Consider the following 24,895-nt stretch of genomic DNA (forward strand, 5'->3'; position numbering starts at 1 on the left):
GGTAAATTATAGGGTTATTTCTAAATTATCATACGCCAAAAAAACATTTTCTGGCAATTTTTTTTGAATCTCTTCATGAAAACCTAACAAATGACTAATGTGCGTAAGATAGGCTTTTTGAGGTTGCACCAAAGCTATAAAATCTAAGGCTTCTTGCAAATTAAAATGCGTAGTATGTGGCGCCTCCCGCAAGGCGTTTATAACCAAAACTTGCACTCCTTGGAGTTTGTCTATTTCAGATTTTTCGATAGTTTTTACATCCGTTAAATATGCAAAAGCATCCAATCTATACCCAAACACCTGCAAATCACCGTGCATAACATTGATCGGCACAATGGTTTTGCCTCCCAAGACCAATGGTTGGTTATTGCACACCGGAATTGCCAGCACCGATGGTGCTCCAGGATACCTGTTTTGGGTTTCAAAAACATAACCAAAACGTGTTTTAAGATTATCCAACACCCGTTGGTGGGCATAAATAGGCATTTCGCCTTGTTTAAAATTAAACGGCCTAATATCGTCTAAACCGGCGGTATGGTCTGCGTGTTCGTGGGTAAAAAGAATACCATCTACGCTCTGGCATTGTGCCGCAAGCATTTGTTGTCTAAAATCTGGACCACAATCTATAACATATGAACCAGTCTCCCAAGTGATCCAGATAGAAACACGGAGTCTTTTATCTTTAAAATCAACACTTTGACAAACCGGATGTGCACTACCAATTACCGGAATGCCCTGTGAGGTGCCAGTACCTAAAAAATATACTTTCAATGCGCTTTATTTTTTTTTACAAAAATAGGATTAATTCTCTTTCATTAGAAACCTATTTAATTAACTTTGTAACATATTAGCCCTATTTAAAATAAAAATGGATACGCAAATAAAACTAAAAGGTGATAAAATCATCACGCAAATACCCTCTATAAAAGACAAAGCACTACGTATAAATTTGAACGAAAATATATACGGAACTTTTGCCGAAATAGGTGCAGGACAAGAAACAGTAAGACATTTTTTTAGAGCTGGTGGCTCTTCGGGAACTATTGCAAAAGCCATGTCTGCCTACGACAAAGATTTTAGTGATGCCATTTATGGAGTAGAGCAAGACGGTAGGTATGTAACCGAAAGTAGGCTTAAAAAAATGCTTGACTCTGAAGGAAAACTTATCGAAGAGCGTTTGAGCCGTGAAAAACATCCCAATAAAATGTTTTTTAGCTATGCCAACACTATTGCTACTATTGATTTTGCTAAACAATTTAAAGGCCATGGTTGGGTAGGTATTCGGTATCAAATTGAGCCAGATGAAGATTATAACGAAATTATTCTTCATATTCGGTTTAAAGAGACCGATGCTAGATTACAACAAGAAACCCTTGGTGTTTTGGGAGTAAACTTGATCTATGGTGCTTTTTATAAATACAATGACCCCAAGCGTTTGTTGCGTTATTTGTACGATCATTTAGACAAAGACCAATTAGAGATTGATACTATCAATTTTTCAGGGCCTCGTTTTGCTGAAGTAGACAACCGCTTGATGAGTTTACAATTAGTCAAAAATGGCATGACCGATGCAGTAATGTTTGACCCTAATGGCAAAAACATTCTTCCGGCGGCTATCCTTTACAAAAAAAATATTCTTGCACTCAGAGGAAGCTTTCGTCCGGTTACTAAAGTAAACATGGACATGTATGAAAAATCCTTAGAAATGTTCATTGAAGAAAACAAGGTTGAAAAAGAAAATACCTTGGTAGTTTTTGAAATCACCCTCTCTAACCTAAGATCGGATGGCGAAATTGATGAGAGAGATTTTATGGATCGTGCCGAATTGCTTTGTTCTTTAGGCCAAACAGTGATGATTTCTAATTTTCAAGAATACTATAAAGTAGTAGAATATTTCTCTAATTATACTAAGGCCAGAATGGGATTGGCTATGGGGGTAAACAATTTAGTAGATATTTTTGACGAGAAATACTACCGTCATTTAAGTGGCGGAATATTGGAAGCTTTTGGAAAATTATTCTATAGAGACATGAAGGTATTTTTATATCCAATGTCGGATGAAAATGGCCAGATTATTAACTCTAATAATTTAAAAGTACACCCACGAATGAAAGAATTATATAAATTCTTCAAATTTAATGGCAAGGTGATCAACATTGACAATTATGATCCAGAAACATTAGAGGTTTTTTCTCGTGAGGTTTTAAAAATGATTAGCAACGGAAAACCAGGTTGGGAACCAATGCTACCTTCTGGTATTGCCGAAATCATCAAAGAACACAAACTATTTGGTTATAATCCAGACAAAATAGTCCAACAATTAAATTAATTATTTTATACAGACATTTTCAAAAAAACATTTTAATTCATTCTTCCCCTAAATGAACTGTTACATTATTAGCTTTATTAGTATGTTATTTCACTGCAACAACACAAGTGAAATAACAACTGCTAATAATGGTTTTTCACCAAAGAATACAACTCTAGTTTATGCCACAACACCTAAAACAGGCAACATAACTAACGCATTATACTCTAATTATTTTGAGCCAAGGCAACTTGTTTTTGAAAAAAAAACAGATACACTAAAGCCTAAATCCTTAAAAATTACTGCTTCCGCAAAAAAAGAAACAACCACCCCAAATACAAAACCAACCAGCGGTACTAGTCCAGCAATGGTTGTTTACAAAATATTTTTTGATGGAAGGATTGAAAAACACCTACCTAAGAGCATCAAAAAAGGCTACGAAAACAAATACCAATATGTGTATCTAGATAAATTTGGTCAGAAATATGTTTTGGGTATTTTTACTGTTTATAAAACGCCTACTTATAGAGGAACCGAAGGATCGTTTGTAAACCTAATCAACTTAGAAGAAGTCCCAAAATATTTTAAAAAAAACCAGCTCCAGTATTTATTTAAACTAGATTCTAAAAGATCGTTTGTAAACGAACAAACATTGGCTAGTTTTTTGGGTGCTATGCTGGAGGTTAATTATTTAGATATCGGTTGTAACGGATTTAGCCATAGTGATGGCTCCTCAAGACCAAGTCGGAGTCATATTAATGGCAATAATGGGGATTTTAAATATCTCAGAACAGACAAAGAGGTGCAATGCGGATCGGGAACTAGTCTAAATTTAATAAAGGAGCCCCAAGCTCTAGATTTTGTGAGACAAAACAAATGGAATAATGCGCTCTATAAATTTGGTTGGAAAAATTTTCTGGGCTGGTCGTATACCTCCAAAGGAAAAAGACGCTATTTAGACCACATTCCTAAAAATACAGCAAACCACTTTCATCATCTGCATGTGCAGGGTTATGAACCCAATTTTAAAGAAATAAGACCATGAAAAAAATACTATTTTTAGCGTTAATGGTAACTCTAATTTGTTGCAAAAAAGAGGTAGAAAGCGAAAACAAAAGCAACCAAAAGGAAATTGCTAAAAGCAAGGATACAACAAATATTAGCTCTAAAGATCTAAACCCGTATTTAAAACTAAACCCCGAGTTATTTGAATACGAAATAATCGGAATCCCTGAGATGCATCGGTTTACAGATGCCGAAATTTTGTTTCCGTTGAAAGAAAATGATTTTGATTATACCAAATCCAAAGATTTTAATTATTACACTGCCAAAGAATTTGTAGTAGAGGGAAACCAATTAAAAATCATTATTTTTAATACGTATGGCGAGAATGATTCTAAAGTTTTGAATGTACAATTAAACAGCTACCGTGCTAACCAATTAAAAGATGCTCTGCTACTGGATTGTAGGTTTACTTTTGAAACGGAATACTACCGAAATTTTAGCATTAAAAACGATCGTATTGAGATTACCAAAATTAGTGTAGAGTCTTTATTGTTTAATGAAGATGGGGATATTGTTGGTGAGAAAAAAACCAAGGATACTTTGTCTTCTGTTGTTAGATACAAACTGGACTCTAAGGGAATGTTTGTAACGCAATAAGGTAATGGATTATAAAAAAATAAATAGGGGAATCCCCTATTTATTTTAAAATTTGATCCGCATGGGCTTTGGTTTTTACTTTTTCAATAATGTCTTCGATGTAGCCTTTTTCGTCTATGATAAAGGTAGTTCTATGGATTCCGTCGTACTCTTTGCCCATAAATTTTTTGGGTCCCCAGACACCAAAAGCTTCTATTACGGATTTGTCTTCGTCTGCTAGTAGCGCATACGGAAGGTTGTTTTTTTCTTTAAATTTGGCTTGTCTGGCTTGTGAATCTGCACTGACTCCTAATATGGCGTAGTTCTGGGCTTGAAAACGGGCTATGTTGTCTCTTAAATCACAGGCTTCGGCGGTGCAACCCGGTGTGCTGGCTTTTGGATAGAAAAACACTACTAGCTTTTTTCCGGTATAGTCTGCTAGTTTGTGGGGGTTTCCGTCTTGGTCTACTGCCGAAAAGTTGGGTGCGGCATCTCCTTTTTTTAATAGTATCATGGTGTTGGTTTTTATTGGTTTGCTATTCTTTACAGTGTTTTTTATGCTATTCTTTATGGTGTTCTGCCCCAGATGGTAGTGAAAAGCCCGGACTGTAAAAAGCAATTTTTTCTGGGCTATAAAGAGCGACCAAAGGAAGCTCCTTTAGGGACCTTAGAAAAAAAGCTTTTTGAGGGAGGACTTGTAACGTACAGCTGGAAGAGGCACATCCTAAAAAAATTATGCTATTTTTGTAGGATATAAATTTACAAAAATGACCAAACAAGAGCGGGTAACATTTGTTATAAATACGTTAAAAGAATTGTATCCAACTATTCCGATTCCTTTGGATCATAAGGATCCGTTTACGTTGTTGGTTGCTGTGCTGCTTTCGGCCCAATGTACGGATGTGCGTGTGAATCAGATTACGCCTTTGTTGTTTGCTAGGGCGGATAATCCGTATGATATGGTAAAAATGTCTGTGGAGGAAATTAGAGAAATTATTCGGCCTTGTGGGCTTTCGCCGATGAAGTCTAAGGGAATACATGGGTTGTCTCAGATTTTGATTGACAAACACCAAGGCCTGGTGCCGCAGAGTTTTGCGGATTTGGAAGAGCTGCCTGCCGTGGGTCATAAAACTGCTAGTGTGGTGATGTCGCAAGCTTTTGGAGTGCCGGCTTTTCCGGTGGATACGCACATACATAGGTTGCTGTACCGATGGAATTTGACTAATGGAAAAAATGTGGTACAGACAGAAAAGGATGCGAAACGCCTTTTTCCGGAAGCTATCTGGAATGATTTGCACTTGCAGATTATTTGGTATGGTAGAGAATATTCGCCAGCTAGGGGTTGGGATTTGGATAAGGATATTATTACTAAAACTATTGGCAGAAAGCGTGTTTTGATGGATTATGACACCAAAAAGAAGTCTAAAAAGAAGTGATTTTTGAACCTAAAGGACGTTGGAATGGTTGCTGGATTCGGTCTTAAATAATTGCTTACGAATTTATTGGCATAGTAATTGGATATTTAGTAAATACTAATTCTAAATTTTGTTATTATGAAAAATAAATTACTTTTTTGGAGTCTTGCTGCTTGCGTTGTTTCTTTGCAAATAGTGGCACAACATACTACCCAAGTAAGGGCTACAAGTTATGAAATTAGTGCTAATTTAGATCTTAGAGCCGTAGCGTCTATTTTTGGAAACTCTAGGGATATTGCGGATTTTGAAAGAAGATTGAACGATCCTGAGGTTCCAATTTCTAATTTGGATTTGAATCAGGATAATCAAGTAGATTACCTTAGGGTGATGGAAACGGTTGCCCAAAAAACCCACTTAATTAGTATTCAGGCGGTGTTGGGTCCAGATATATATCAGGATGTGGCTACTATTGATCTGGAGATAGATCGGTATAATCGGGTTCAAATTCAATTTGTAGGCAATACGTTTATGTTTGGTTCTAATTATATTTATGAGCCAGTTTACTACACTACTCCTGTTATTTATGGTGCTATATGGCACCACAATTACCGTCCTTATGCCTCTAGGTATTATTGGAACTACTACCCTACGCATTATAATGCTTGGAATCCGTATCCGGTGTATCGGTACAAAAAAAATGTGTACAGGAACATTAATGCCAAAAACAAGTACCATTATGTAAATTCTAGACGAAGCCATCAGGCTGCATTGCTTCATAAAAACAAGTATGCTAATGGGTACGAAAGGCAACATCCCGAGCATGCTTTCTATAAAAGAAATGCTACCGCTATCAATAGGTATGAATTGGATCGATCCCGAAGAAATCCTAACCAAATGAAGTCCAGAAATGAGGTGGATTACAACCGTAATAATACTGCCTATACTCCAAGAGTAGCTGCACCAAAAGACATAGAAAGCCATGACAATAGAAGCAATAGGGTGCGCAACAACACTACCGATAGAGAATCAAACCAACGTGGGCATTCTCCCAGAATAGATCCCCAATACAGACCCGAAGCTACGGCTCCGCAAAGGCTATCTACGACTACAAATACTGCTGTTAAGCCGCAAAACAACCAAAACAAAAGATCCTCTGAAACCAGAAACCCAAATACAATGCAAAGAACCCGTACTTTAAAGCCTCAATCCGATAGTGTTAGGGGTTCTAGAGAGTTTAACAACATGAGTACTCGGTCCGGAAACAGACGTTCTTAATACCTCATAATCAAGCTACAAACACGGTTTAAATGTACCGTGTTTTTTTTTGGTTTTTTTTTAAATAAATACGCTTAATTATATTTTATAAAGACTAAATTTGACGAGTTTTATTAAAAATAAGAAATGAGCACATCGCAAAAAAACTTGCATTCTAAATTAACCTTAGGTGGTTTATTAATTACACTAGGCATAATATACGGAGATATTGGTACCTCCCCTTTATATGTAATGAAAGCCATTCTTGGGCAACACGTGATTGATGCCAATATTGTTCTGGGAGGAATATCTTGCGTATTCTGGACCCTTACTCTACAAACTACCATAAAATATGTAATGATTACTCTAAGTGCAGACAACCACGGAGAAGGTGGTATTTTTGCACTGTATGCCTTAGTCAAAAAAACTAAAATTAAATGGCTTATTGTTCCTGCAATTATAGGAGGAAGCGCCTTACTTGCCGATGGTATTATTACGCCCCCTATATCAGTGTCTTCTGCCGTTGAAGGGATTAAAACCTATTATCCAAGTATCAATACGGTACCTATTGTTATTGGTATTTTATTTGTACTCTTTACTATACAACAATTTGGAACTAAATTGGTCGGCAAATTTTTTGCCCCTATGATGCTGGTTTGGTTTAGTATGCTTGGTACCCTTGGAGTTATTCAAATTGCAAAATACCCCGAGGTATTCAAGGCTTTCAATCCGTATTATGCATACCAGTTATTATCCATTCATCCGGAGGGATTTTTTGTATTGGGATTTGTATTTTTGTGTACCACTGGTGCCGAAGCATTATACTCCGATATGGGGCATTGTGGCCGAAAAAACATTCGTATTAGTTGGATTTTTGTAAAATCTGCTCTGGTGCTTAATTATTTTGGTCAAGCAGCTTATTTGATACAACACGAAGGAGAAACGCTACAATCTTTGGGTGGATCTAACGGAAATCCGTTTTATTTAATTATGGCAGACTGGTTCCAACCCATCGGGATTATTATTGCCACTCTAGCGGCAGTTATTGCTTCGCAGGCGCTTATTAGTGGTTCTTTTACATTGATTAATGAGGCCATGCGATTGAATTTTTGGCCAAAAGTAAAAATAAAATACCCAACAGAGCTAAAAGGTCAATTGTACATCCCTTCGATTAATTGGTTGTTGTTTTTTGGTTGTGTTGGTATCGTATTGCATTTTGAAGAATCCAGCAATATGGAACATGCTTACGGTTTGGCTATTATACTTTGTATGATAATGACCACTATTTTACTTAATTTTTATTTAATTATGAAAAGAGTAAAATTGTATTTTATAATTCCTTTGATTACGGTGTATCTTTTGATAGAGTTTAGTTTTCTGGCAGCCAATATCACTAAGTTTGCTGATGGAGGTTATGTAACTTTAATAATAGCGGCAATGCTAATATCTGTGATGACAACCTGGTATTTGGCCAAAAAAATAAGCAAGAACTATACTAAAATTGTTAAAATTGCAGATTACAAAAAAGTACTAATGGAGCTCAGTGCAGATTTAAGTATCCCAAAATATGCCACCCATTTAGTGTACATGACCAATGCCAACCGAGTAGACGAAATTGAAGAAAAAGTAATGTATTCTATTTTGCAAAAAAGACCAAAACGAGCCGATATTTATTGGTTTGTGCATGTTAACATTTTGAGCGAACCTTATAAAACGGAGTATAAAGTAACCGAAATTCTTAAAGATGACCTGTACCGTGTAGATTTTAATTTGGGTTTTAGAGAACCTACAAAAATAAACCTCATGTTTAAAGAGGTAATTAAAGATATGGTTAAAAAAGGCGAAGTAGATATTACCAGTAGGTACGAATCGTTGAATAAAAACAACATTATTGGAGATTTTAAATTTGTACTTTCAGAAAAATTTCTGTCTAACGATAGCGATATGAGATGGCATGAAAAACTGGTTATGAACTCCTATTTTTTAATTAAAAAATTAAGTCTTTCTGAAGAAAGTGCCTTTGGATTAGATAGTAGTTCTGTTAAAATTGAGAAATTTCCGATGGTATTGCACGCACCCGAAAACATTGGACTAACCAGAATTAAATAACAATCCTATTCTATGAAATTTAAAAAAACACGATAAAATATCGTGTTTTTTTTTATAATGAAAATATAAAACGAACATTCATTATTAAAAATTTATCTTTCAATCAATTAATACTACCTTTGCAACTCAATTATTAAAAATGAGATTACACAGAAATTTAGTTTATACTACCATTGACTCTCTCAATGCAATATTTAACGAGGGAGAATATGCCGATAAAATGGTCGCTAGAGCCTTAAAAAAAGACAAACGTTGGGGAAGCTCTGACAGAAAGTTTGTTGCCGAAACAATCTACGAAATTGTTCGATGGAAAAGATTGTATGCCGAAATTGCCGAAGTAAAAGAACCATTTGATAGAGACAATCTTTGGAGAATATTTTCGGTATGGGCAGTACTTAGAGGTTACCCAATACCGGATTGGAGACAATTAGAAGGAACGCCAGAGAGAAAAATAAAAGGCCGTTTTGATGAATTATCTAAAACAAGAACCCTAAAAGAGTCTATACCAGATTGGATGGACGAAATTGGAGTTCAAGAATTAGGAGAAGAAGTTTGGTCCAAAGAAATTGCCGCTCAAAACCAACCTGCAAAAGTAATTTTAAGAGTCAACACACTTAAAACTACCAAAGAAAAATTGAGAGCCATTTTGATGGATTTAGACATTCCTACGGATACTTTAGCAGACCAACCCGATGCGCTTGTATTGCAAGAAAGAGCCAATGTTTTTATGACAGATGCCTTTAAACAAGGATATTTTGAGGTACAAGATGCAAATTCACAACTCGTGGCTGCTTTTTTGGATGTCAAACCAGGCATGCGTGTTGTTGATACTTGTGCTGGTGCTGGTGGAAAAACATTACACATTGCTGCTTTGATGGAAAACAAAGGACAATTAATTGCAATGGATTTATACGAAAGTAAATTAAAGCAACTAAAAATAAGAGCAAAACGAGATGGCGCTTTTAATATCCAATACCGCATTATTGATACTACAAAAGTAATCAAGAAACTACACCAGAGAGCAGACCGTGTTCTAATTGATGCTCCTTGTAGTGGTTTAGGTGTTTTAAAAAGAAATCCGGATGCCAAATGGAAATTGAGACCCGAGTTTATAGATAACATCCGTAAAGTGCAAGCCGAAGTTCTCGAAAGCTATTCTAAAATTGTAAAACCAGGAGGCAAATTAGTGTATGCAACCTGCTCTGTCTTACCTTCAGAAAATCAAGAACAGGTAGCTCGATTTTTGAAAACCGAAATTGGAAAACAATTTAATTTTATTAAAGATCAAAAAATTCTGGCTTCAGAATCTGGTTTTGATGGGTTTTATATGGCTCTTTTAGAACGAAAAGATGAAGAAGCAAAACCTAAAGAACAAAAAGAAATAAAAGCATAAGTATTGTTTAGAACCCAATTTTCTTACTTACACAAAAAAAGTCCTCGAAATATCGAGGACTTTTTTTGTATATGTAGTTTTCGTGAAAAACTGGTTTATTATAAATTTTAAAACCCAGTGGTGCTATTAGTCATTCATAGAGATTAAAAACTCTTCATTATTTTTTGTTTTTCTAAACCTATCATTGATAAAACTCATGGCTTCAACAGGATTCATATCCGAAAGGTATTTTCTCATAATCCACATTCTTTGCAAGGTATTTTCGTCAAGCAATAAATCATCTCTACGAGTGCTGGAAGAAGTCAAATCAATAGCTGGAAAAATACGTTTATTAGCAATTTTTCTATCCAACTGTAGTTCCATGTTACCGGTTCCTTTAAATTCTTCAAAAATAACCTCGTCCATTTTAGATCCAGTTTCGGTCAATGCAGTAGCTATGATACTTAGAGACCCTCCGTTTTCTACATTACGAGCTGCTCCAAAAAAACGTTTTGGTTTCTGTAATGCATTGGCATCTACTCCTCCACTAAGCACTTTACCAGATGCTGGTTGCACTGTATTGTATGCTCTTGCTAAACGGGTGATCGAGTCTAATAAAATCACTACATCGTGCCCACATTCTACCAAGCGTTTTGCTTTTTCTAAAACAATATTAGCAATTTTAACGTGTTCTTGTGGCTCTCTATCAAATGTAGAAGCAATTACCTCTCCACGTACACTACGCTGCATATCGGTTACCTCTTCAGGACGCTCATCAATCAATAAAACTAGTAAATAAACCTCTGGATGATTTGCTGCAATTGCATTTGCAATCTCCTTGAGTAGCATGGTTTTACCGGTTTTAGGTTGGGCTACAATCATGCCTCGCTGCCCTTTTCCTAGGGGCGAAAACAAATCTATAATTCGGGTTGAAATAGTACTTTGTCTATCGGCAAGATTGAATTTTTCGGAAGGAAATACTGGGGTCAAATGTTCAAAAGAAACCCTATCTCGTACTACTTGTGGGTCATGACCGTTAATTTTTAATACCCGCACCAATGGAAAAAATTTCTCTCCTTCTTTTGGGGGTCTGACCACGCCCTTTACTGTATCTCCCGTTTTTAATCCAAACAAACGAATTTGAGAGGTAGATAAATAAATATCATCTGGTGAGGCTAAATAATTATAATCTGAGGAGCGCAAAAAACCATAACCATCGGCCATCATTTCCAGAACACCTTCACTTTCTATAATGCCATCAAACTCAAAATCTGCATCTCTAAAATTATTTTTTTTATTCTTAAAATTAGGATTTTGGTTTGGGTTTTGGTTTGGATTTTGTTTATTTGTTTGGTTGGGATTCGCTTTTTTGACTGCTGGCGCATTAGTAGTCTTAGCCTTGGGCGTAGCAATAGCATCATTTACTAGAGTTTTGCTTACCGGAATTTCATTTGCCAGAATTTCGGTCTCTTTTGTTGTATCTGTAGCAAGTTCTTTGCTCTTTTTTAAAGCAATTTTATTCTGATAGGCAGTTTTACTAAATTTAACCGTTTTGGTTGGCTTGTTTTCTGGAACTGTATTATCCTTTTCGGGCGCAAGTGTCGTATTTGTATCTAACTCCTCCATTGTATCCAAAACAGCAGACTCTTTGAGGATACTTTCTGCTGGATCTTGAGTGTTATTTTGTATGTTGTTTTTAGCCCTATTGGGTTGTATTCTAGGTTTTTGCACTATTGGTTTTTCGGAGGGAGCAACAACTGTTTTTTGGGGTTTAGCCTCTACAACTGCATCTTTTACAGAATTATCAGAGGTTGGGTCCGCAGAGTTTTTTTGATATTCTAGGATGTGCCCTATTAAAATTTCTTTTTTAACTCCATTAAATTTTATGGATTTTGTAGCTTTAGCTATTTGTTGGAGCTCCGTAAGCTTCATTTCTTTTAATGCCGAAATATCAAACATGAATGTTATTTGAATTTAATTAATTTGGAATAGTGTAAAGTATAGGTAAAACTATTTTATCTTGAATTGTCCGCAGTATGAAGTGCTTACGGAATTGTCCTGCAATAATACGAATAAAATCTAACGATACAATAGTATTTTTCAAAAAGAAAATATATTTTTGTAAAACAAATTTTAAAAAATGATACAAAGAATTCAAACCATATATTTATTACTTACCTTTGTTGTAATAGCTGTTTTGCCATTTGTGTTTCCGTTATGGAAATTAAATAACGACCAAGATTATTATTTTATGCAGAATCAGGTATATGTAGTACTTTTGGGTTTACTTACTGCAATAACTGTAATGAGTATTCTTTCCTATAAAAAAAGACAAAATCAATTTGTGATGAACCGATTGAGTATGATATTAAATTTAATTTTATTAGGATTATTTGTTTTTCATTCACTAAATTTATCTGGAGAAGCCCTAGTGGTTTCTGAGAAAGGTATTGGGATGTTTCTTCCTATTGTTGCTATCGTGTTATTAGTTTTAGCTAATAAGGCCATCAAAAAGGACGAAGATCTTGTGAAATCTGTGGATCGATTGAGATAAACCTATAAACTTAGTTTATTAGTGCGAAGAAAGCCCGAATGATACCATTCGGGTTTTTTTGTGATAAAAGGTCAATAAATTGTAATTAATCCCCGTATTCATGGGCATAGTAACATTTTTTTTATAAATTTGGATAGACTTAATCACAAAATGAAAGATAAAATTAGAATACATCTAGCTGATGACCACCAGGTGTTAATTGATGGAATGAAAACCTTACTTGGTACGGTTGCAAATTTTGAGGTGGTTGGTTTTTCTTTGAATGGAAGTACTCTTTTTGAGGATGTTACAAATAACAAGACCGATATTTTGGTTCTAGATATTAGCATGCCAGAAAAAGATGGTATTGCAGTAATCAAAGAATTTAAAACCAAAGGATTTCCTTGCAGAGTGATTATTCTTTCTAGTTATGATGAGCTAAAAATTATACAAGAGGTCATGAAATTAGGCGCTAGTGGTTACCTCACCAAACAATGTGCTGGAGAACACATTGTAGAGGCTATACAATTTGTTAGTGAAGGCGAAGAATATTTTTGTAAATCCGTGAGAGAAAAAATTTTTAATACTGCCACACAAAACAACCTTAAATTAAATAAATACAAACCCAATGTTGCAGCTTTATTAACCGAGCGAGAAATTGAAGTGATTACCTTAATTGCCTTAGAGTATAGCGGTAAAGAAATTAGCGAACATTTATTTATTAGCAATAATACCGTAGAGACACACCGCAAGAATATCATGAAAAAGCTAAACGCTAAAAACACTATTAGCCTAGTTAAATATGCCCTTAAAAATAAATTAATAAAATCGTAAAGAGCTAGTAATCTATTTTTTTTATGGGATACAAACACGCCCCTTTATTTCTGTTTTTACTTTTTTTGTATACCAATATAGCTGTTTCACAGGCCTTAATAAGTCCTAAAGAAGAAGTCATTAAACTATCTAATGAAGCTACAGAGTTAATGAAAAATGAAAAATACGAAAAATCATTAATTTTATCCAGAAAAGCACTAACCAAAGCCATAAAAATCCACGAGGATGTACTCATTGCTAGGTGTTACAACATTATAGCTGCAAATTTTGATGGCATTGCAGAATTTGAAAAAGCCTATTTTTACTACAGAAAAGGATTGATATATGCCAATAGAACCCAAGATGACGAATTAAAAAATTGGCTCTACAATAATTTGGGCAACATTTATTGTTTTGATAAAAAAGAATACCAAAAAGGAATTTATTATTACAAAAAATCTCTGGATTACAGCACCAAAATAAACGACTTTCCACAGCTAGTTTTTACTAATTTAAATATTGCCTGGGCTTATTTTGACATAGGAGAATACCAAGCCGGACAGCCTTATTTAGATTACATCAACAAGCACCATCAAAAACATGGCGACGAAAGCACCATTGTGGCTTTAAATTTGCTAAACGGAATGTATTGTGGCTACAAAAAAGACACCAAAAAGGCTGTTGCTTATTTTGAAAAAGCGATACAATTAGGGGAAGAAGGAAGTGAAAAATCCGATTTATCGTTTTCTTACCAAGAATATTCTCGTTTTTTGGTACAAATTGGTGCTTACAAAAAAGCCTACGAAAACCTAGCCAAATACAACGCTCTAACAACCATTATTAATAATGAAGAAAAAGTACAAAAAGCAAACATAGCGGGTATTAATCTAGAAATTGATGAGTACAAGAGAGAAATTGATACTATTGAACTCAAATACAAAACCAAAGAGGAGGTTTTGCTAGAAAAACAATCTAAAAACAAACAAATTAGCGTTATTATTATTTCTATACTGTTATTAATTATCATTTTGTTTTATTTTTTCTTCCAAAACATAAAGCTAAAGCAGAAAAACAAATTGAAAGATGTACAAACAAAAATCCAGCAAAATATTTACAACGCCTCTGTGAATGGGCAAGAATTAGAAAGAAAAAAAATAGCTTCGTTTTTGCACGACGATATTAGTGCTCTGTTATCTTCGGCGGGCTTGCATCTGAGTGTGTTTAGTGCCAAAAACCCAATCCAAACCGAAGAAATAACAAAAACAAAATCCATATTAAAAGAGGCTCATGATAGGGTCCGAGATGTATCCCACCAACTTATCCCCTCACTACTGACTCGTTTTGGGTTGTTTTTTTCTTTAAAGGATCTGTGTGAGAAAAACTCTAACTCTAGTATTCGTTTTGAATATATTAGCACCATTGAGGACAAAACACGCTATAATGAAGAATTTGAAATGAAAATGTATTTTATAATTACCGAATTATTTAATAACATCCTGAAACACAGCAAAGCAAGTCTAGCAAAAATAACTATTACAGAGAGTCAAGACAAATTACTTATTATAATTGAAGACAACGGGATGGGCTTTGCTACGGACAAATACCGCTCTAAGGAAGGTTTTGGCCTAACGCAAATACGAGCACGAATAAGCAATATTGATGGCGTATTCAAAATAATTTCAGGCGAAAAAACAGGAACACAAATTATAATAAAAACCCCTATTTTATACAAATAATAGCTTGTTATACTCGTTTTTCAATTTCAATTATTTCTAAATCTCGGATCGCTTGGCCATCAATCACAAAACGCATCATGGTGCGCAACGGATGAAAACCGCTCTTCCCACAAGCTCCAGGATTAAGGTGCAAAAGGTTGTTTTTTTTGTCAAACTGCACTTTTAGGATATGTGAATGACCACAAATAAATAATTTTGGAGGATTCTTTGCCATTTCCTCTTTAATACTTGGGTTGTATTTACCCGGATATCCTCCGATATGGGTGATCCAAACCGAAACTTCTTCGCAGTCAAAACGATGGTGCAAAGGAAATTCTAAACGTGCTTTATTATCGTCAATGTTGCCATATACAGCGCGTAGGGGCTTTATTTTTTGCAAGGCATCTGTAACCAACAAGTCTCCAATATCTCCTGCATGCCACACCTCGTCTGCTTGTGCTGCATATTTTAGTATGGTAGCGTCTATGTGGCTATGGGTATCGGAGAGCAATAGTATTTTTTTCATTTTGAAGTACTTATTTTACTATTTTTAGTAGCTACAAAGGTACTTGATTTGCGTAGTAAATAAAAATCTATAGGAGTGACTATATCTTATAGATTTAACCTTTTCTCAACCTAAAAACTTTGTACCTTTGTTTCTTTTGAACTTTGTGCACCATTATTTTGAGATATTTTATAAAATTAGCTTACAACGGAACGTTATACCATGGGTGGCAATGCCAGCCAAATGCCTCTTCGGTACAAGAAACTTTAAATAAAGCCTTGTCTGTGCTACTAAACTGCTCTATGAGCATTATGGGAGCTGGACGCACCGATACGGGTGTGCACGCCAAAGTGATGTATGCGCATTTTGATTTTGAATCTCCAATAGATACTGCTAAGTTGGTACATAAACTCAACTCGTATTTGCCCAAAGATATTGTGGTTTATGCTATTATTTTGGTTGCAGAGCATGCTCATGCCCGATTTGATGCTACTAAAAGAACCTATGAATACCGTATCCATTCTTTTAAAGATGCCTTTTTGCAGGAACAGAGTTGGTATTTTTTTCAGAAGTTAGATGTTGATTTGATGAATAAGGCTGCCAAAATACTATTGAAACATACTAATTTTCAGTGTTTCTCTAAGGTCAATACGGATGTAAACACTTTTGATTGTACGATTTATGAAGCGTATTGGGAGCAAGATAAAAACAATTTGGTATTTACCATTAGTGCCAACCGATTTTTACGAAATATGGTTCGGGCTATTGTGGGAACACTGGTAAATGTTGGGTTGCATAAAATAACTTTAGAAACTTTTAATACCATTATTGAAAGCAAAAATAGGGATCTGGCGGGGTTTTCGGTACCGGCACATGGTTTGTATTTGACCGAAATTGATTATGATTATATAACTAAATAGCCCTGATTGAAGTGGAAATCATTTTTATTTTTTTTCTTTAAAAAAATAAAAATATTGCAGCGAAAAGCAGGAAATAGCTCCAAAAAAATGGCCTAATTTTAGGTAATAAAAATGAAAGCAAAAGCATTTGATACCCGTTTATTTAAAAGAATACTACAGTACACAAAACCCTATCAGTGGCGTTTTAATGGGGTTATTGTGTTTGCAATTTCGTTATCCTTGTTTGCTGCGTTGCGTCCGTATTTGCTCAAACAAACGGTGGATGACTATATACAGACGCAAGATGCGCAGGGGTTGTTGTTCTATATATCTTTGATGGGAATGGTGCTGTTGAGTGAGGTTTTTTCGCAATTTTATTTTGTGTACTGGTCTAATTGGCTTGGTCAGGATATTGTAAAAGACATACGCATTAGGTTATTTAAGCATATTTTGAGTTTTAGAATGAAATATTTTGACTTGGTGCCGGTGGGGCAACTTGTGACGCGTTCTGTATCGGATATTGAGTCTATTGCGCGTATTTTTAGTCAAGGTTTGTTTATGATTATCAGTGATTTGATGAAAATGATGGTGGTGCTTATTTTTATGTTTTACATGAACTGGAAATTGACCTGGATTGTTATTGTGGCGATGCCTATTTTGGTTTTTATCACGCGTATTTTTCAGCGCAAAATGCAAGTTGCATTTGAGGAGGTGCGCAATCAAATTGCTAACATGAACTCTTTTGTGCAAGAGCGGGTTACTGGAATGAAAATTGTCCAGTTGTTTAACAGAGAGACTATTGAGGCGGATAAATTTATGCAAATTAATGAAAAACACAAAAAGGCTTGGGTCAAAACTATATTGTATAACTCTATCTTTTTTCCTATTGCAGATATTATTTCTTCTTTGACTCTTGGTTTTATTGTTTTGTATGGAGGGCTCAAAATTTTAAATGGAGATAATTTTACCACTTTTGGGGATTTGTTTTCTTATACCATGTTTATTGGGATGTTGTTTAATCCGTTGCGTCAAATTGCGGATAAATTTAATGAAATGCAATTGGGAATGATTGCTGCCAATAGGGTTTTTGGTATTATTGATACCCAGGATCAAATACAAGATACTGGTACTATTGAGGCGCCTCTATTTAAGGGCAAAATTAATTTTGAAAAGGTTCGGTTTAGCTACATACCCGACGAGGAGGTGATTAAAGGAATTAATTTGGAGGTCAAACCGGGACAAACGGTGGCTATTGTTGGCTCTACTGGTGCCGGAAAATCTACTATTATTAATTTATTGAACCGGTTTTATGAAATCAATAGTGGTACCATTTTTATTGATAATCATAATATTGAAGCGTATACACTTGGTTCTCTGCGCAAACAAATTGCGGTAGTTTTGCAGGATGTTTTTTTGTTTGCAGATACTATTTATAATAACATTACTCTAGAGGACCCTAGCATTACGCCTGATGTTGTGGTGGCTGCGGCCAAAGAAATTGGGGTTCATGAATTTATTATGAGCCTTCCAGATAACTACAACTTTGATGTTAAAGAACGTGGCGTAATGCTGTCTTCGGGCCAACGCCAATTGATTGCTTTTTTGCGAGCTTATGTGAGCAACCCGAGTATTTTAATTCTGGACGAAGCCACATCCTCCATAGACTCTTACTCCGAGGAGTTAATGCAACGCGCTACCGAAACGGTAACCAAAGGCAGAACTTCTATTGTAATTGCACACCGATTAGCAACCATTGTAAACGCAGATAAAATTGTGGTAATGGACAAAGGCATCATTGTAGAGCAAGGCACTCATACTGAATTAATAAAACTAGAGAATGGTTTTTATAAAAATTTATACCACTCGCAATTTTCGGTATCGCAGTAAGAAGAGAGTATTTATTCTAAAAAAATAACCAAAAAGAACCACTCACTCAAAAGGCGCGTATAATAGGTTTTTAATTCAAAGTAACTGGTAAAAAAAAAGGATCTGGTTTTAACGCAAAACCAAGCGGAAGCCTAGATTATTTTAGACCACTACCCTAGCATGCTTTAAAAAACAAATTATTTATTAAAGTTTGTATTTATTAAAACTATAATGTTTCCAAAAACAGAATAAATCCTTAAATTCGCCAAATCAATTAATTTAGAAAACTTATAAAAATGAAATACGATATCATTGTTTTAGGAAGTGGTCCAGGTGGATACGTTACTGCCATCAGAGCATCACAATTAGGGTTTAAAGTAGCCGTAATTGAAAAAGAAAACCTAGGTGGGGTATGTTTAAACTGGGGATGTATTCCTACTAAAGCATTACTTAAATCTGCGCAAGTTTTTGATTATTTAAAACATGCTTCGGATTATGGTTTGACTATTTCTTCCTTTGATAAAGATTTTCCTGCTGTAGTACAACGCAGCCGTAATGTTGCGGATGGAATGAGCAAAGGAGTACAATTTTTGATGAAAAAAAATAAAATTGACGTTATCGAAGGTTTTGGTAAACTAAAACCAGGTAAAAAAATAGATGTTACAGACAAAGATAATAAAGTAACCGAGTATAACGCGGATCATATTATTGTTGCCACTGGAGCCCGCTCTCGCGAATTACCTAACTTACCGCAAGACGGCGTTAAAGTAATTGGATACAGACAAGCAATGACACTACCAAAACAACCAAAATCCATGATTATTGTAGGTTCTGGAGCTATTGGTGTTGAATTTGCACATTTTTATAACGCAATGGGCACCGAGGTAACCATTGTAGAATTTATGCCTAATATAGTTCCCGTTGAAGATATTGATATTTCTAAACAAATGGAACGTTCTTTAAAAAAGGCTGGTATTAAAATCATGACCGATGCCTCTGTAGAAAGAATAGACACTTCTGGAGATGGGGTTACTGCTTTTGTAAAAACTGCTAAAGGAGAAGTAGAATTACAGGCCGAAATTTTGTTATCTGCTGTAGGAATCAAAACCAACATTGAAAATATTGGCCTAGAGGAAGTAGGAATTGCTACCGATAGAGATAAAATACTTGTAAATGACTACAATGCAACCAACATTCCTGGATACTACGCCATTGGTGATGTAACCCCAGGACAAGCACTAGCACATGTAGCTTCTGCCGAAGGGATTAATTGTGTAGAAAAAATTGCAGGATTGCACGTAGAACCTATTGATTACGGAAATGTTCCGGGTTGTACGTATGCTACTCCCGAAATTGCTTCGGTAGGTTTGACTGAAAAACAAGCCATCGAAAAAGGATACGAATTAAAAATTGGTAAATTTCCATTTTCGGCCTCCGGAAAAGCAAAAGCAGCAGGAACTCCCGATGGTTTTGTAAAAGTAATCTTTGATGCAAAATATGGTGAATGGTTAGGCTGCCACATGATTGGTGCAGGAGTTACTGATATGATTGCTGAGGCAGTAGTGGCTCGTAAATTAGAAACTACTGGACACGAAATACTAAAATCCATACACCCACACCCTACCATGAGTGAAGCCGTTATGGAAGCCGTTGCAGCTGCTTATGATGAAGTAATACACTTGTAAACTTTAACTTTAATAAAAAAAGAGGTTGTTCTATATTCAGAACAACCTCTTTTTTTATTAATCCACAGCTACTTTGTAAGTAGGATCTTCTATAATATTGATATCAATTACACTATCGGCATTTTGTAACAATCTTCTGCAATCACTACTCAAATGTCTCAGATGTACTTTTTTGCCCAATTTGGCATACCTTTCTGTAATTTTATTTACGGCATCAATAGCGCTCATATCTGCAATTTTACTTTCTCTAAAATCAATAATAACTTCGTTTGGATCTTCAAAAACATCAAATTTTTCGGCAAATGCTGTAGTAGATGCAAAAAACAATGGCCCGTATATTTCATAATGTTTTACTCCATTGGCATCCAAATATTTCTTTGCACGAATTCTTTTGGCACTCTCCCATGCAAACACCAAAGCCGAAATAATAACGCCTATTAACACCGCCAGGGCTAGGTTGTGTAACAAAACCGTTATTACTGCTACCAAAACACCCACAAAAATATCTTGCCTTGGCATTTTATTAATAATCCGAATACTAATCCATTCAAAGGTGCCTATTGCAACCATTACCATAACCCCTACTAAGGCTGCCATAGGTACTTGTTCAATTATAGGAGCTCCAAATAAAATGATAACCAAAATGGTCAAAGCAGCAATTATTCCAGACAATCTAACCCTGGATCCAGCTGATAAGTTTACTAAAGTTTGGGCAATCATGGGGCAACCTCCCATTCCGAAGAAAAAGCCATTTAAAATATTGGCGCTTCCTTGAGCAATGCATTCTTTATTCCCGTTTCCTTTGGTTCCAGTCATTTCATCTACTAAATTTAAGGTTAACAAACCTTCGGTTAATCCTACCGAAGCCATAATTAAGGCATACGGAAATATTAATTTTAAGGTAGCTAAACTCAGCGTTATATTTGGGATATGAAATGGAGGAAACCCACCACTTACTGAAGCAATATCGGCTACAGTTTTTGTTTCAATCCCTAAGCCCAGAACCAAACCAAAAACAACAATAATGGCCACCAATGAAGCAGGAACAGCCTTGGTTATTTTTGGAAAAAAAAGCACAATCCCAATGGTCAACATTACTAGTGCTAGCATTATATACAACGGACTGCCCGAAAGCCAAACAAGTTTTCCATTTACCATGGTTTTGAACTGTTCTAATTGAGACATAAAAATAATAATTGCCAAACCGTTTACAAAACCAAACATTACGGGCTGCGGAACCAACCGAATAAATTTACCTAGTTTAAACACCCCGACCAAAATTTGCAAAACTCCTGCTAATGCAACTGCTGCAAAAACGTATTCTAGACCACTAGACTGCATTAACGCAATCAATACTATCACAGTAGCTCCTGCCCCACCAGAAACCATTCCGGGTCTGCCACCAAAAACTGCTGTTACTAATCCCATGATAAAAGCAGCATACAACCCTACCAAAGGCGGAAAACCTGCCAAAATAGCAAAAGACAACGATTCTGGGATCATAGTCATCGCTACAGTTAGGCCAGCTAAAACTTCTGTTTTATAATTCACTTTTTGGGTGAAATCAAATAATCTCAAGTACTGTTTCATTCTTTTATAAAATAATTTTAAATACTCTTTTTTTTAAATAAAAAAATGCATTCCCAAAATGGAGAAAACCAATAAAAATAGAGGAAATAAATGGTTTGTTGCCTTAGGTTAAGACTTGTTTTTTGAATTAAAGAAATAAATCTCTTTTAAATTTTAGTTTGCAAATGTAAATATTTTTGGAGCAGATACCAATAGATTCTATAAAGTATTAAAGAAATCTTACTAAGCAATAGTAGGCTAAGCCACGATATCACTGTAAAATCTATTTATAATTTAAATCGGTGGGGTTTGGTTATTTAATTGTTTAAAATGGATCGCTTTTGCAATGCACTACTTTAGTTTTCGGTCCGAAACGGCAAAATAGTATTGGTTATAACAACTATGTTTTTAGAACCCGTAGAAACCTTCAAATAAAACTCCAAATTTGGATCTATCTGACTAAAATTGACTAAATTTGAGAGAGCAATTTCTGTATTTAAAACACCAATATCATTAAGAAAAAGCCGTAAAAAAAGCACCAAAAACAACCACAAGTATGGCATTTATAGACTATTATAAGACTCTTGAAATAGATAAAAAGGCAACAGAGGCCGAAATAAAAAAAGCCTACAGAAAAATGGCTCGCAAATACCATCCGGACCTTAACCCTAATGACAAAGAAGCTGAGGCAAAATTCAAGCAAGCTAACGAAGCGCATGAAGTGCTCAGTAACCCAGAAAAAAGAAAAAAATACGACCAATACGGTCAAAACTGGGAGCAACCACAACAGCAAGGTTCCAGACAACAGCAGCAAAACCACCGCCAACAAAACCAAAATAATGGTTCTGACGCACAGGATTATTCCGAATTTTTTGAATCCATGTTTGGCAATACTTCCTTTGGTGGTAGTGCTCGAAACAACCGTGGCACAGCATTTAAAGGACAAGATTTTAATGCCGAGCTCCATCTAGAACTACAGGATGTTTATACCACCCACCAAAGAACACTAACCATTAATGACCAAAAGATACGCCTTACTATTCCTGCGGGTGTAGAAAATGGCCAAGTAATAAAAATAACCGGATATGGTGGTCTTGGCACTGGAGGTGGTCCCAAAGGAGATCTCTACCTTAGCTTTTTGGTTCAAAACCATACCCTTTTTAAGAGAGACAAAAACAACTTATACACCACTGTAAATTTAGACTTATATACGGCCATACTTGGCGGAGAAATTACAGTACCTACTTTTGATGGAAAAGTAAAACTAACCGTAAAACCCGGAACCCAAAACGACACCAAAGTAAAATTAAAAGGCAAAGGATTTCCGGTCTACAAAAAAGAAAAGGAGTTTGGGGATTTCTATATTACTTACCACATACCACTCCCTACTAATCTTACCGAAAAAGAAACCCAGTTATTTATAGAACTAGCTAAACTTAGAACAACATGAGTACCGAAAATTTAATTACCCTAAATACATTATGCCAACACTACAACCTAGAAATAACTTTCTTCACCGATTTAAAGGACCTTGGCTTGATTGCTATTCAAAACATAGAACAAACCCTGTATGTACATCAAGATGCTATCTATAAAGTAGAAAAAATAGTACGCATACACCAAGATCTAGAAGTCAATGTAGCAGGCATTGACGTTATTTTAAATCTTTTGAATAAAATAGAACTCTTGCAGAAAGAATTGACAGAAACTCAAAACAGCTTGCGTTTGTATCAATAAAGTAGCAATGCCCAAAGACACTGTCTAGATGGTATTGGTATTTAAAATATACGGATTAACAAGCTAAATTATACAAAATAGAAGAAAGAATCCCATACAAAATAAAAAACTTTTGTATTTTAACCGCCAAAAATACTACCTTACATCGCCACAATATTCAAAATAACATTGTGGTCAATAATGTAAAAAAATTAAACCCTCTTGTATGACAATTATAATTTCGCTTTGTCTTTTACTTTTAGTTGCTTATTTATTTGATCTTACAGCATCCAGAACCAAAATACCTTCTGTAATCCTCCTGCTTTTATTGGGATGGGTAGTTAGAGAAATCACTTTGCTATTTGATATAGAAATACCAGACCTAACCGCTACACTGCCCATCTTAGGAACAATAGGTTTGATACTTATTGTACTGGAAGGTTCCTTAGAACTAGAACTCAACAAATCTAAAATAGGCTTAATCAAAAAATCTTCTTTGGGAGCATTTTTACCCTTAATGGTATTGGCATTTTCGTTGGCTTATTTATTACATTATTACGGTAATTATTCTTTCAAAGATAGCTTAGCCAATGCCATCCCATTCTGTGTTATTAGTAGTGCAATTGCTATTCCAAGTGTACGAAACTTAAGTTCCAATCAAAAAGAATTTATTATCTACGAAAGTAGTCTATCGGATATCTTTGGGGTGATTTTTTTCAATTTTATTGCTTTCAACACTAGTTTTGGACTAGAAACCTTTGGGTATTTTTGTCTAGAAATACTACTAATTATTGCCATTTCATTTGTAGCAACCATACTACTTTCCTTTTTACTCAATAAAATTGACCACCACATTAAATTTGTGCCTATTGTATTGCTAATAATTTTGATTTATGAAGTTTCTAAAATATACCACCTACCTGCTTTAATATTTATTTTAGTTTTTGGACTCTCCATTGGCAACCTTGATGAATTAAATCATTATAAGTGGGCACAACGATTTAGACTAGACTTATTGAACAAAGAAGTTGCAAAATTCAAAGAATTGATCATTGAAGCTACTTTTTTAGTAAGAGCATTATTCTTCTTGTTATTTGGATATTTAATCAAAACCTCCGAAATAATAAATACCGAAACTCTAGTATGGGCTGTCGGAATTGTACTAATTTTATTCTTACTACGTCTGATCCAACTAAAAATATCTAAAATCCCGTTGTTTCCTTTACTGTTCGTAGCTCCAAGAGGGCTAATAACCATTCTTCTTTTTTTATCCATAGCACCCGAAAACACCATTGCTATAGTAAATAAATCGCTGATTATTCAGGTAATTCTTTTGACTGCATTTATTATGATGTTAGGTTTGATGGTGACTGCAAAACAACAAGAAACCATACTAGAAGAAAAAAGAAAAGCCAAAGAAAAGGTCCTAAAAGAAACACCACTGACTTAGTGTATCTAAAATTGCACCAAAGCCAAGCTGTTTTTAAGACTCACT

The 24,895-nt window shown here is 35.2% G+C and carries 21 protein-coding genes; 16 read left to right on the forward strand and 5 right to left on the reverse strand.

Annotation, left to right across the window (positions count from 1 at the left end; genetic code table 11):
- Positions 1–6: 6 nt before the first annotated feature.
- Positions 7–771 carry an MBL fold metallo-hydrolase gene (locus tag LB076_RS10785; RefSeq protein WP_066334449.1) on the reverse strand — a complete coding sequence of 255 codons (765 nt, stop codon included), beginning with the start codon at positions 769–771 and terminating at the stop codon, positions 7–9.
- 97 nt (positions 772–868) lie between these two features.
- Here LB076_RS10785 and LB076_RS10790 point away from each other — a divergent pair, with 97 nt between their 5' ends.
- Genes LB076_RS10790 through LB076_RS10800 form a run of 3 tightly spaced genes read left to right on the forward strand, consistent with a single transcriptional unit; the run spans position 869 to position 3,970 of the window.
- Complete coding sequence (locus LB076_RS10790) at positions 869–2,329, forward strand: nicotinate-nucleotide adenylyltransferase (protein ID WP_066334451.1); 1,461 nt, start codon at positions 869–871, stop codon at positions 2,327–2,329.
- 52 nt (positions 2,330–2,381) lie between these two features.
- Positions 2,382–3,353, forward strand: coding sequence for a hypothetical protein (locus tag LB076_RS10795; protein ID WP_066334458.1), 972 nt, complete (start codon positions 2,382–2,384; stop codon positions 3,351–3,353).
- Positions 3,350–3,970 (forward strand): hypothetical protein, encoded by a 621-nt coding sequence (locus tag LB076_RS10800; protein ID WP_066334462.1) that lies wholly within the window; start codon positions 3,350–3,352, stop codon positions 3,968–3,970. The genes LB076_RS10795 and LB076_RS10800 overlap by 4 nt, the downstream gene beginning before the upstream one ends.
- A gap of 40 nt (positions 3,971–4,010) precedes the next feature.
- Here the strand turns inward: LB076_RS10800 and bcp are convergent, their stop codons facing one another.
- The gene (bcp, locus tag LB076_RS10805; protein WP_066334567.1) at positions 4,011–4,463 is read right to left on the reverse strand and encodes a thioredoxin-dependent thiol peroxidase; all 453 of its coding nucleotides are present in this window, start codon (positions 4,461–4,463) and stop codon (positions 4,011–4,013) included.
- Positions 4,464–4,716: 253 nt separating this feature from the next.
- On the opposite strand from bcp, the gene LB076_RS10810 reads away from it, so the two are divergent.
- The 4 genes from LB076_RS10810 (at position 4,717) to LB076_RS10825 (ending at position 10,120) form a co-directional block, all read left to right on the forward strand.
- Positions 4,717–5,385, forward strand: coding sequence for an endonuclease III domain-containing protein (locus LB076_RS10810; protein ID WP_066334464.1), 669 nt, complete (start codon positions 4,717–4,719; stop codon positions 5,383–5,385).
- A 117-nt stretch (positions 5,386–5,502) separates the two neighbouring features.
- Positions 5,503–6,639: a hypothetical protein gene (locus tag LB076_RS10815; protein ID WP_066334470.1), complete on the forward strand. Its 1,137-nt coding sequence runs from the start codon at positions 5,503–5,505 to the stop codon at positions 6,637–6,639.
- A 126-nt stretch (positions 6,640–6,765) separates the two neighbouring features.
- Positions 6,766–8,727 carry a KUP/HAK/KT family potassium transporter gene (locus tag LB076_RS10820; protein ID WP_066334471.1) on the forward strand — a complete coding sequence of 654 codons (1,962 nt, stop codon included), beginning with the start codon at positions 6,766–6,768 and terminating at the stop codon, positions 8,725–8,727.
- Between the two features lie 139 nt (positions 8,728–8,866).
- On the forward strand, positions 8,867–10,120 hold the full coding sequence (locus LB076_RS10825; protein WP_066334473.1) for an RsmB/NOP family class I SAM-dependent RNA methyltransferase: 1,254 nt from the start codon (positions 8,867–8,869) through the stop codon (positions 10,118–10,120).
- 126 nt (positions 10,121–10,246) lie between these two features.
- Here LB076_RS10825 and rho read toward each other — a convergent pair whose 3' ends face one another.
- Complete coding sequence (gene rho, locus LB076_RS10830) at positions 10,247–12,058, reverse strand: transcription termination factor Rho (RefSeq protein ID WP_066334474.1); 1,812 nt, start codon at positions 12,056–12,058, stop codon at positions 10,247–10,249.
- 181 nt (positions 12,059–12,239) lie between these two features.
- Here rho and LB076_RS10835 point away from each other — a divergent pair, with 181 nt between their 5' ends.
- From LB076_RS10835 to LB076_RS10845, 3 genes are all read left to right on the forward strand, one after another.
- Complete coding sequence (locus LB076_RS10835; RefSeq protein ID WP_066334475.1) at positions 12,240–12,653, forward strand: DUF4293 domain-containing protein; 414 nt, start codon at positions 12,240–12,242, stop codon at positions 12,651–12,653.
- Between the two features lie 150 nt (positions 12,654–12,803).
- A complete protein-coding gene (locus tag LB076_RS10840; protein WP_066334477.1) occupies positions 12,804–13,466 on the forward strand; it encodes a response regulator in 663 nt (220 codons plus the stop codon).
- Between the two features lie 23 nt (positions 13,467–13,489).
- The gene (locus LB076_RS10845; protein ID WP_066334479.1) at positions 13,490–15,181 is read left to right on the forward strand and encodes a tetratricopeptide repeat-containing sensor histidine kinase; all 1,692 of its coding nucleotides are present in this window, start codon (positions 13,490–13,492) and stop codon (positions 15,179–15,181) included.
- A gap of 7 nt (positions 15,182–15,188) precedes the next feature.
- On the opposite strand, the gene LB076_RS10850 is transcribed toward LB076_RS10845, so the two are convergent.
- A complete protein-coding gene (locus LB076_RS10850) occupies positions 15,189–15,686 on the reverse strand; it encodes a metallophosphoesterase family protein (RefSeq protein WP_066334488.1) in 498 nt (165 codons plus the stop codon).
- A gap of 158 nt (positions 15,687–15,844) precedes the next feature.
- Between LB076_RS10850 and truA the strand changes: the two genes are divergently transcribed.
- The 3 genes from truA (at position 15,845) to lpdA (ending at position 20,115) form a co-directional block, all read left to right on the forward strand.
- A complete protein-coding gene (truA, locus tag LB076_RS10855; protein WP_066334574.1) occupies positions 15,845–16,585 on the forward strand; it encodes a tRNA pseudouridine(38-40) synthase TruA in 741 nt (246 codons plus the stop codon).
- Between the two features lie 111 nt (positions 16,586–16,696).
- Positions 16,697–18,451, forward strand: a complete 1,755-nt coding sequence (locus LB076_RS10860) for an ABC transporter ATP-binding protein (protein WP_066334492.1) — start codon at positions 16,697–16,699, stop codon at positions 18,449–18,451.
- Between the two features lie 275 nt (positions 18,452–18,726).
- The gene (gene lpdA, locus LB076_RS10865) at positions 18,727–20,115 is read left to right on the forward strand and encodes a dihydrolipoyl dehydrogenase (RefSeq protein WP_066334495.1); all 1,389 of its coding nucleotides are present in this window, start codon (positions 18,727–18,729) and stop codon (positions 20,113–20,115) included.
- A gap of 57 nt (positions 20,116–20,172) precedes the next feature.
- Here the strand turns inward: lpdA and LB076_RS10870 are convergent, their stop codons facing one another.
- Positions 20,173–21,705 (reverse strand): SulP family inorganic anion transporter, encoded by a 1,533-nt coding sequence (locus tag LB076_RS10870; RefSeq protein WP_066334502.1) that lies wholly within the window; start codon positions 21,703–21,705, stop codon positions 20,173–20,175.
- A gap of 535 nt (positions 21,706–22,240) precedes the next feature.
- On the opposite strand from LB076_RS10870, the gene LB076_RS10880 reads away from it, so the two are divergent.
- The 3 genes from LB076_RS10880 (at position 22,241) to LB076_RS10890 (ending at position 24,850) form a co-directional block, all read left to right on the forward strand.
- Positions 22,241–23,134, forward strand: coding sequence for a DnaJ C-terminal domain-containing protein (locus tag LB076_RS10880; RefSeq protein WP_066334507.1), 894 nt, complete (start codon positions 22,241–22,243; stop codon positions 23,132–23,134).
- Entirely contained in the window at positions 23,131–23,421 is a 291-nt protein-coding gene (locus LB076_RS10885; RefSeq protein ID WP_066334508.1) for a chaperone modulator CbpM, read from the forward strand. Before LB076_RS10880 ends, LB076_RS10885 begins: the two co-directional genes overlap by 4 nt.
- 205 nt (positions 23,422–23,626) lie before the next feature.
- Positions 23,627–24,850, forward strand: coding sequence for a cation:proton antiporter (locus LB076_RS10890; RefSeq protein WP_066334516.1), 1,224 nt, complete (start codon positions 23,627–23,629; stop codon positions 24,848–24,850).
- Positions 24,851–24,895: the final 45 nt, after the last annotated feature.

It is taken from the genome of Flavobacterium crassostreae, assembly GCF_001831475.1.
GTDB classification, from domain to species: domain Bacteria; phylum Bacteroidota; class Bacteroidia; order Flavobacteriales; family Flavobacteriaceae; genus Flavobacterium; species Flavobacterium crassostreae.

What these genes read in the sequence shown, in the direction of transcription:
- LB076_RS10870 (WP_066334502.1), bottom strand. Translation starts at nt 21,705, where the DNA reads ATGAAACAGTACTTGAGATTATTTGATTTCACCCAAAAAGTGAATTAT.
- LB076_RS10845 (WP_066334479.1), top strand. Translation starts at nt 13,490, where the DNA reads ATGGGATACAAACACGCCCCTTTATTTCTGTTTTTACTTTTTTTGTAT.
- LB076_RS10815 (WP_066334470.1), top strand. Translation starts at nt 5,503, where the DNA reads ATGAAAAATAAATTACTTTTTTGGAGTCTTGCTGCTTGCGTTGTTTCT.
- LB076_RS10885 (WP_066334508.1), top strand. Translation starts at nt 23,131, where the DNA reads ATGAGTACCGAAAATTTAATTACCCTAAATACATTATGCCAACACTAC.
- LB076_RS10880 (WP_066334507.1), top strand. Translation starts at nt 22,241, where the DNA reads ATGGCATTTATAGACTATTATAAGACTCTTGAAATAGATAAAAAGGCA.
- rho (WP_066334474.1), bottom strand. Translation starts at nt 12,058, where the DNA reads ATGTTTGATATTTCGGCATTAAAAGAAATGAAGCTTACGGAGCTCCAA.
- LB076_RS10835 (WP_066334475.1), top strand. Translation starts at nt 12,240, where the DNA reads ATGATACAAAGAATTCAAACCATATATTTATTACTTACCTTTGTTGTA.
- LB076_RS10890 (WP_066334516.1), top strand. Translation starts at nt 23,627, where the DNA reads ATGACAATTATAATTTCGCTTTGTCTTTTACTTTTAGTTGCTTATTTA.
- LB076_RS10860 (WP_066334492.1), top strand. Translation starts at nt 16,697, where the DNA reads ATGAAAGCAAAAGCATTTGATACCCGTTTATTTAAAAGAATACTACAG.
- LB076_RS10820 (WP_066334471.1), top strand. Translation starts at nt 6,766, where the DNA reads ATGAGCACATCGCAAAAAAACTTGCATTCTAAATTAACCTTAGGTGGT.
- LB076_RS10795 (WP_066334458.1), top strand. Translation starts at nt 2,382, where the DNA reads ATGAACTGTTACATTATTAGCTTTATTAGTATGTTATTTCACTGCAAC.
- LB076_RS10840 (WP_066334477.1), top strand. Translation starts at nt 12,804, where the DNA reads ATGAAAGATAAAATTAGAATACATCTAGCTGATGACCACCAGGTGTTA.
- lpdA (WP_066334495.1), top strand. Translation starts at nt 18,727, where the DNA reads ATGAAATACGATATCATTGTTTTAGGAAGTGGTCCAGGTGGATACGTT.
- LB076_RS10850 (WP_066334488.1), bottom strand. Translation starts at nt 15,686, where the DNA reads ATGAAAAAAATACTATTGCTCTCCGATACCCATAGCCACATAGACGCT.
- LB076_RS10790 (WP_066334451.1), top strand. Translation starts at nt 869, where the DNA reads ATGGATACGCAAATAAAACTAAAAGGTGATAAAATCATCACGCAAATA.
- LB076_RS10810 (WP_066334464.1), top strand. Translation starts at nt 4,717, where the DNA reads ATGACCAAACAAGAGCGGGTAACATTTGTTATAAATACGTTAAAAGAA.
- LB076_RS10825 (WP_066334473.1), top strand. Translation starts at nt 8,867, where the DNA reads ATGAGATTACACAGAAATTTAGTTTATACTACCATTGACTCTCTCAAT.
- LB076_RS10800 (WP_066334462.1), top strand. Translation starts at nt 3,350, where the DNA reads ATGAAAAAAATACTATTTTTAGCGTTAATGGTAACTCTAATTTGTTGC.
- bcp (WP_066334567.1), bottom strand. Translation starts at nt 4,463, where the DNA reads ATGATACTATTAAAAAAAGGAGATGCCGCACCCAACTTTTCGGCAGTA.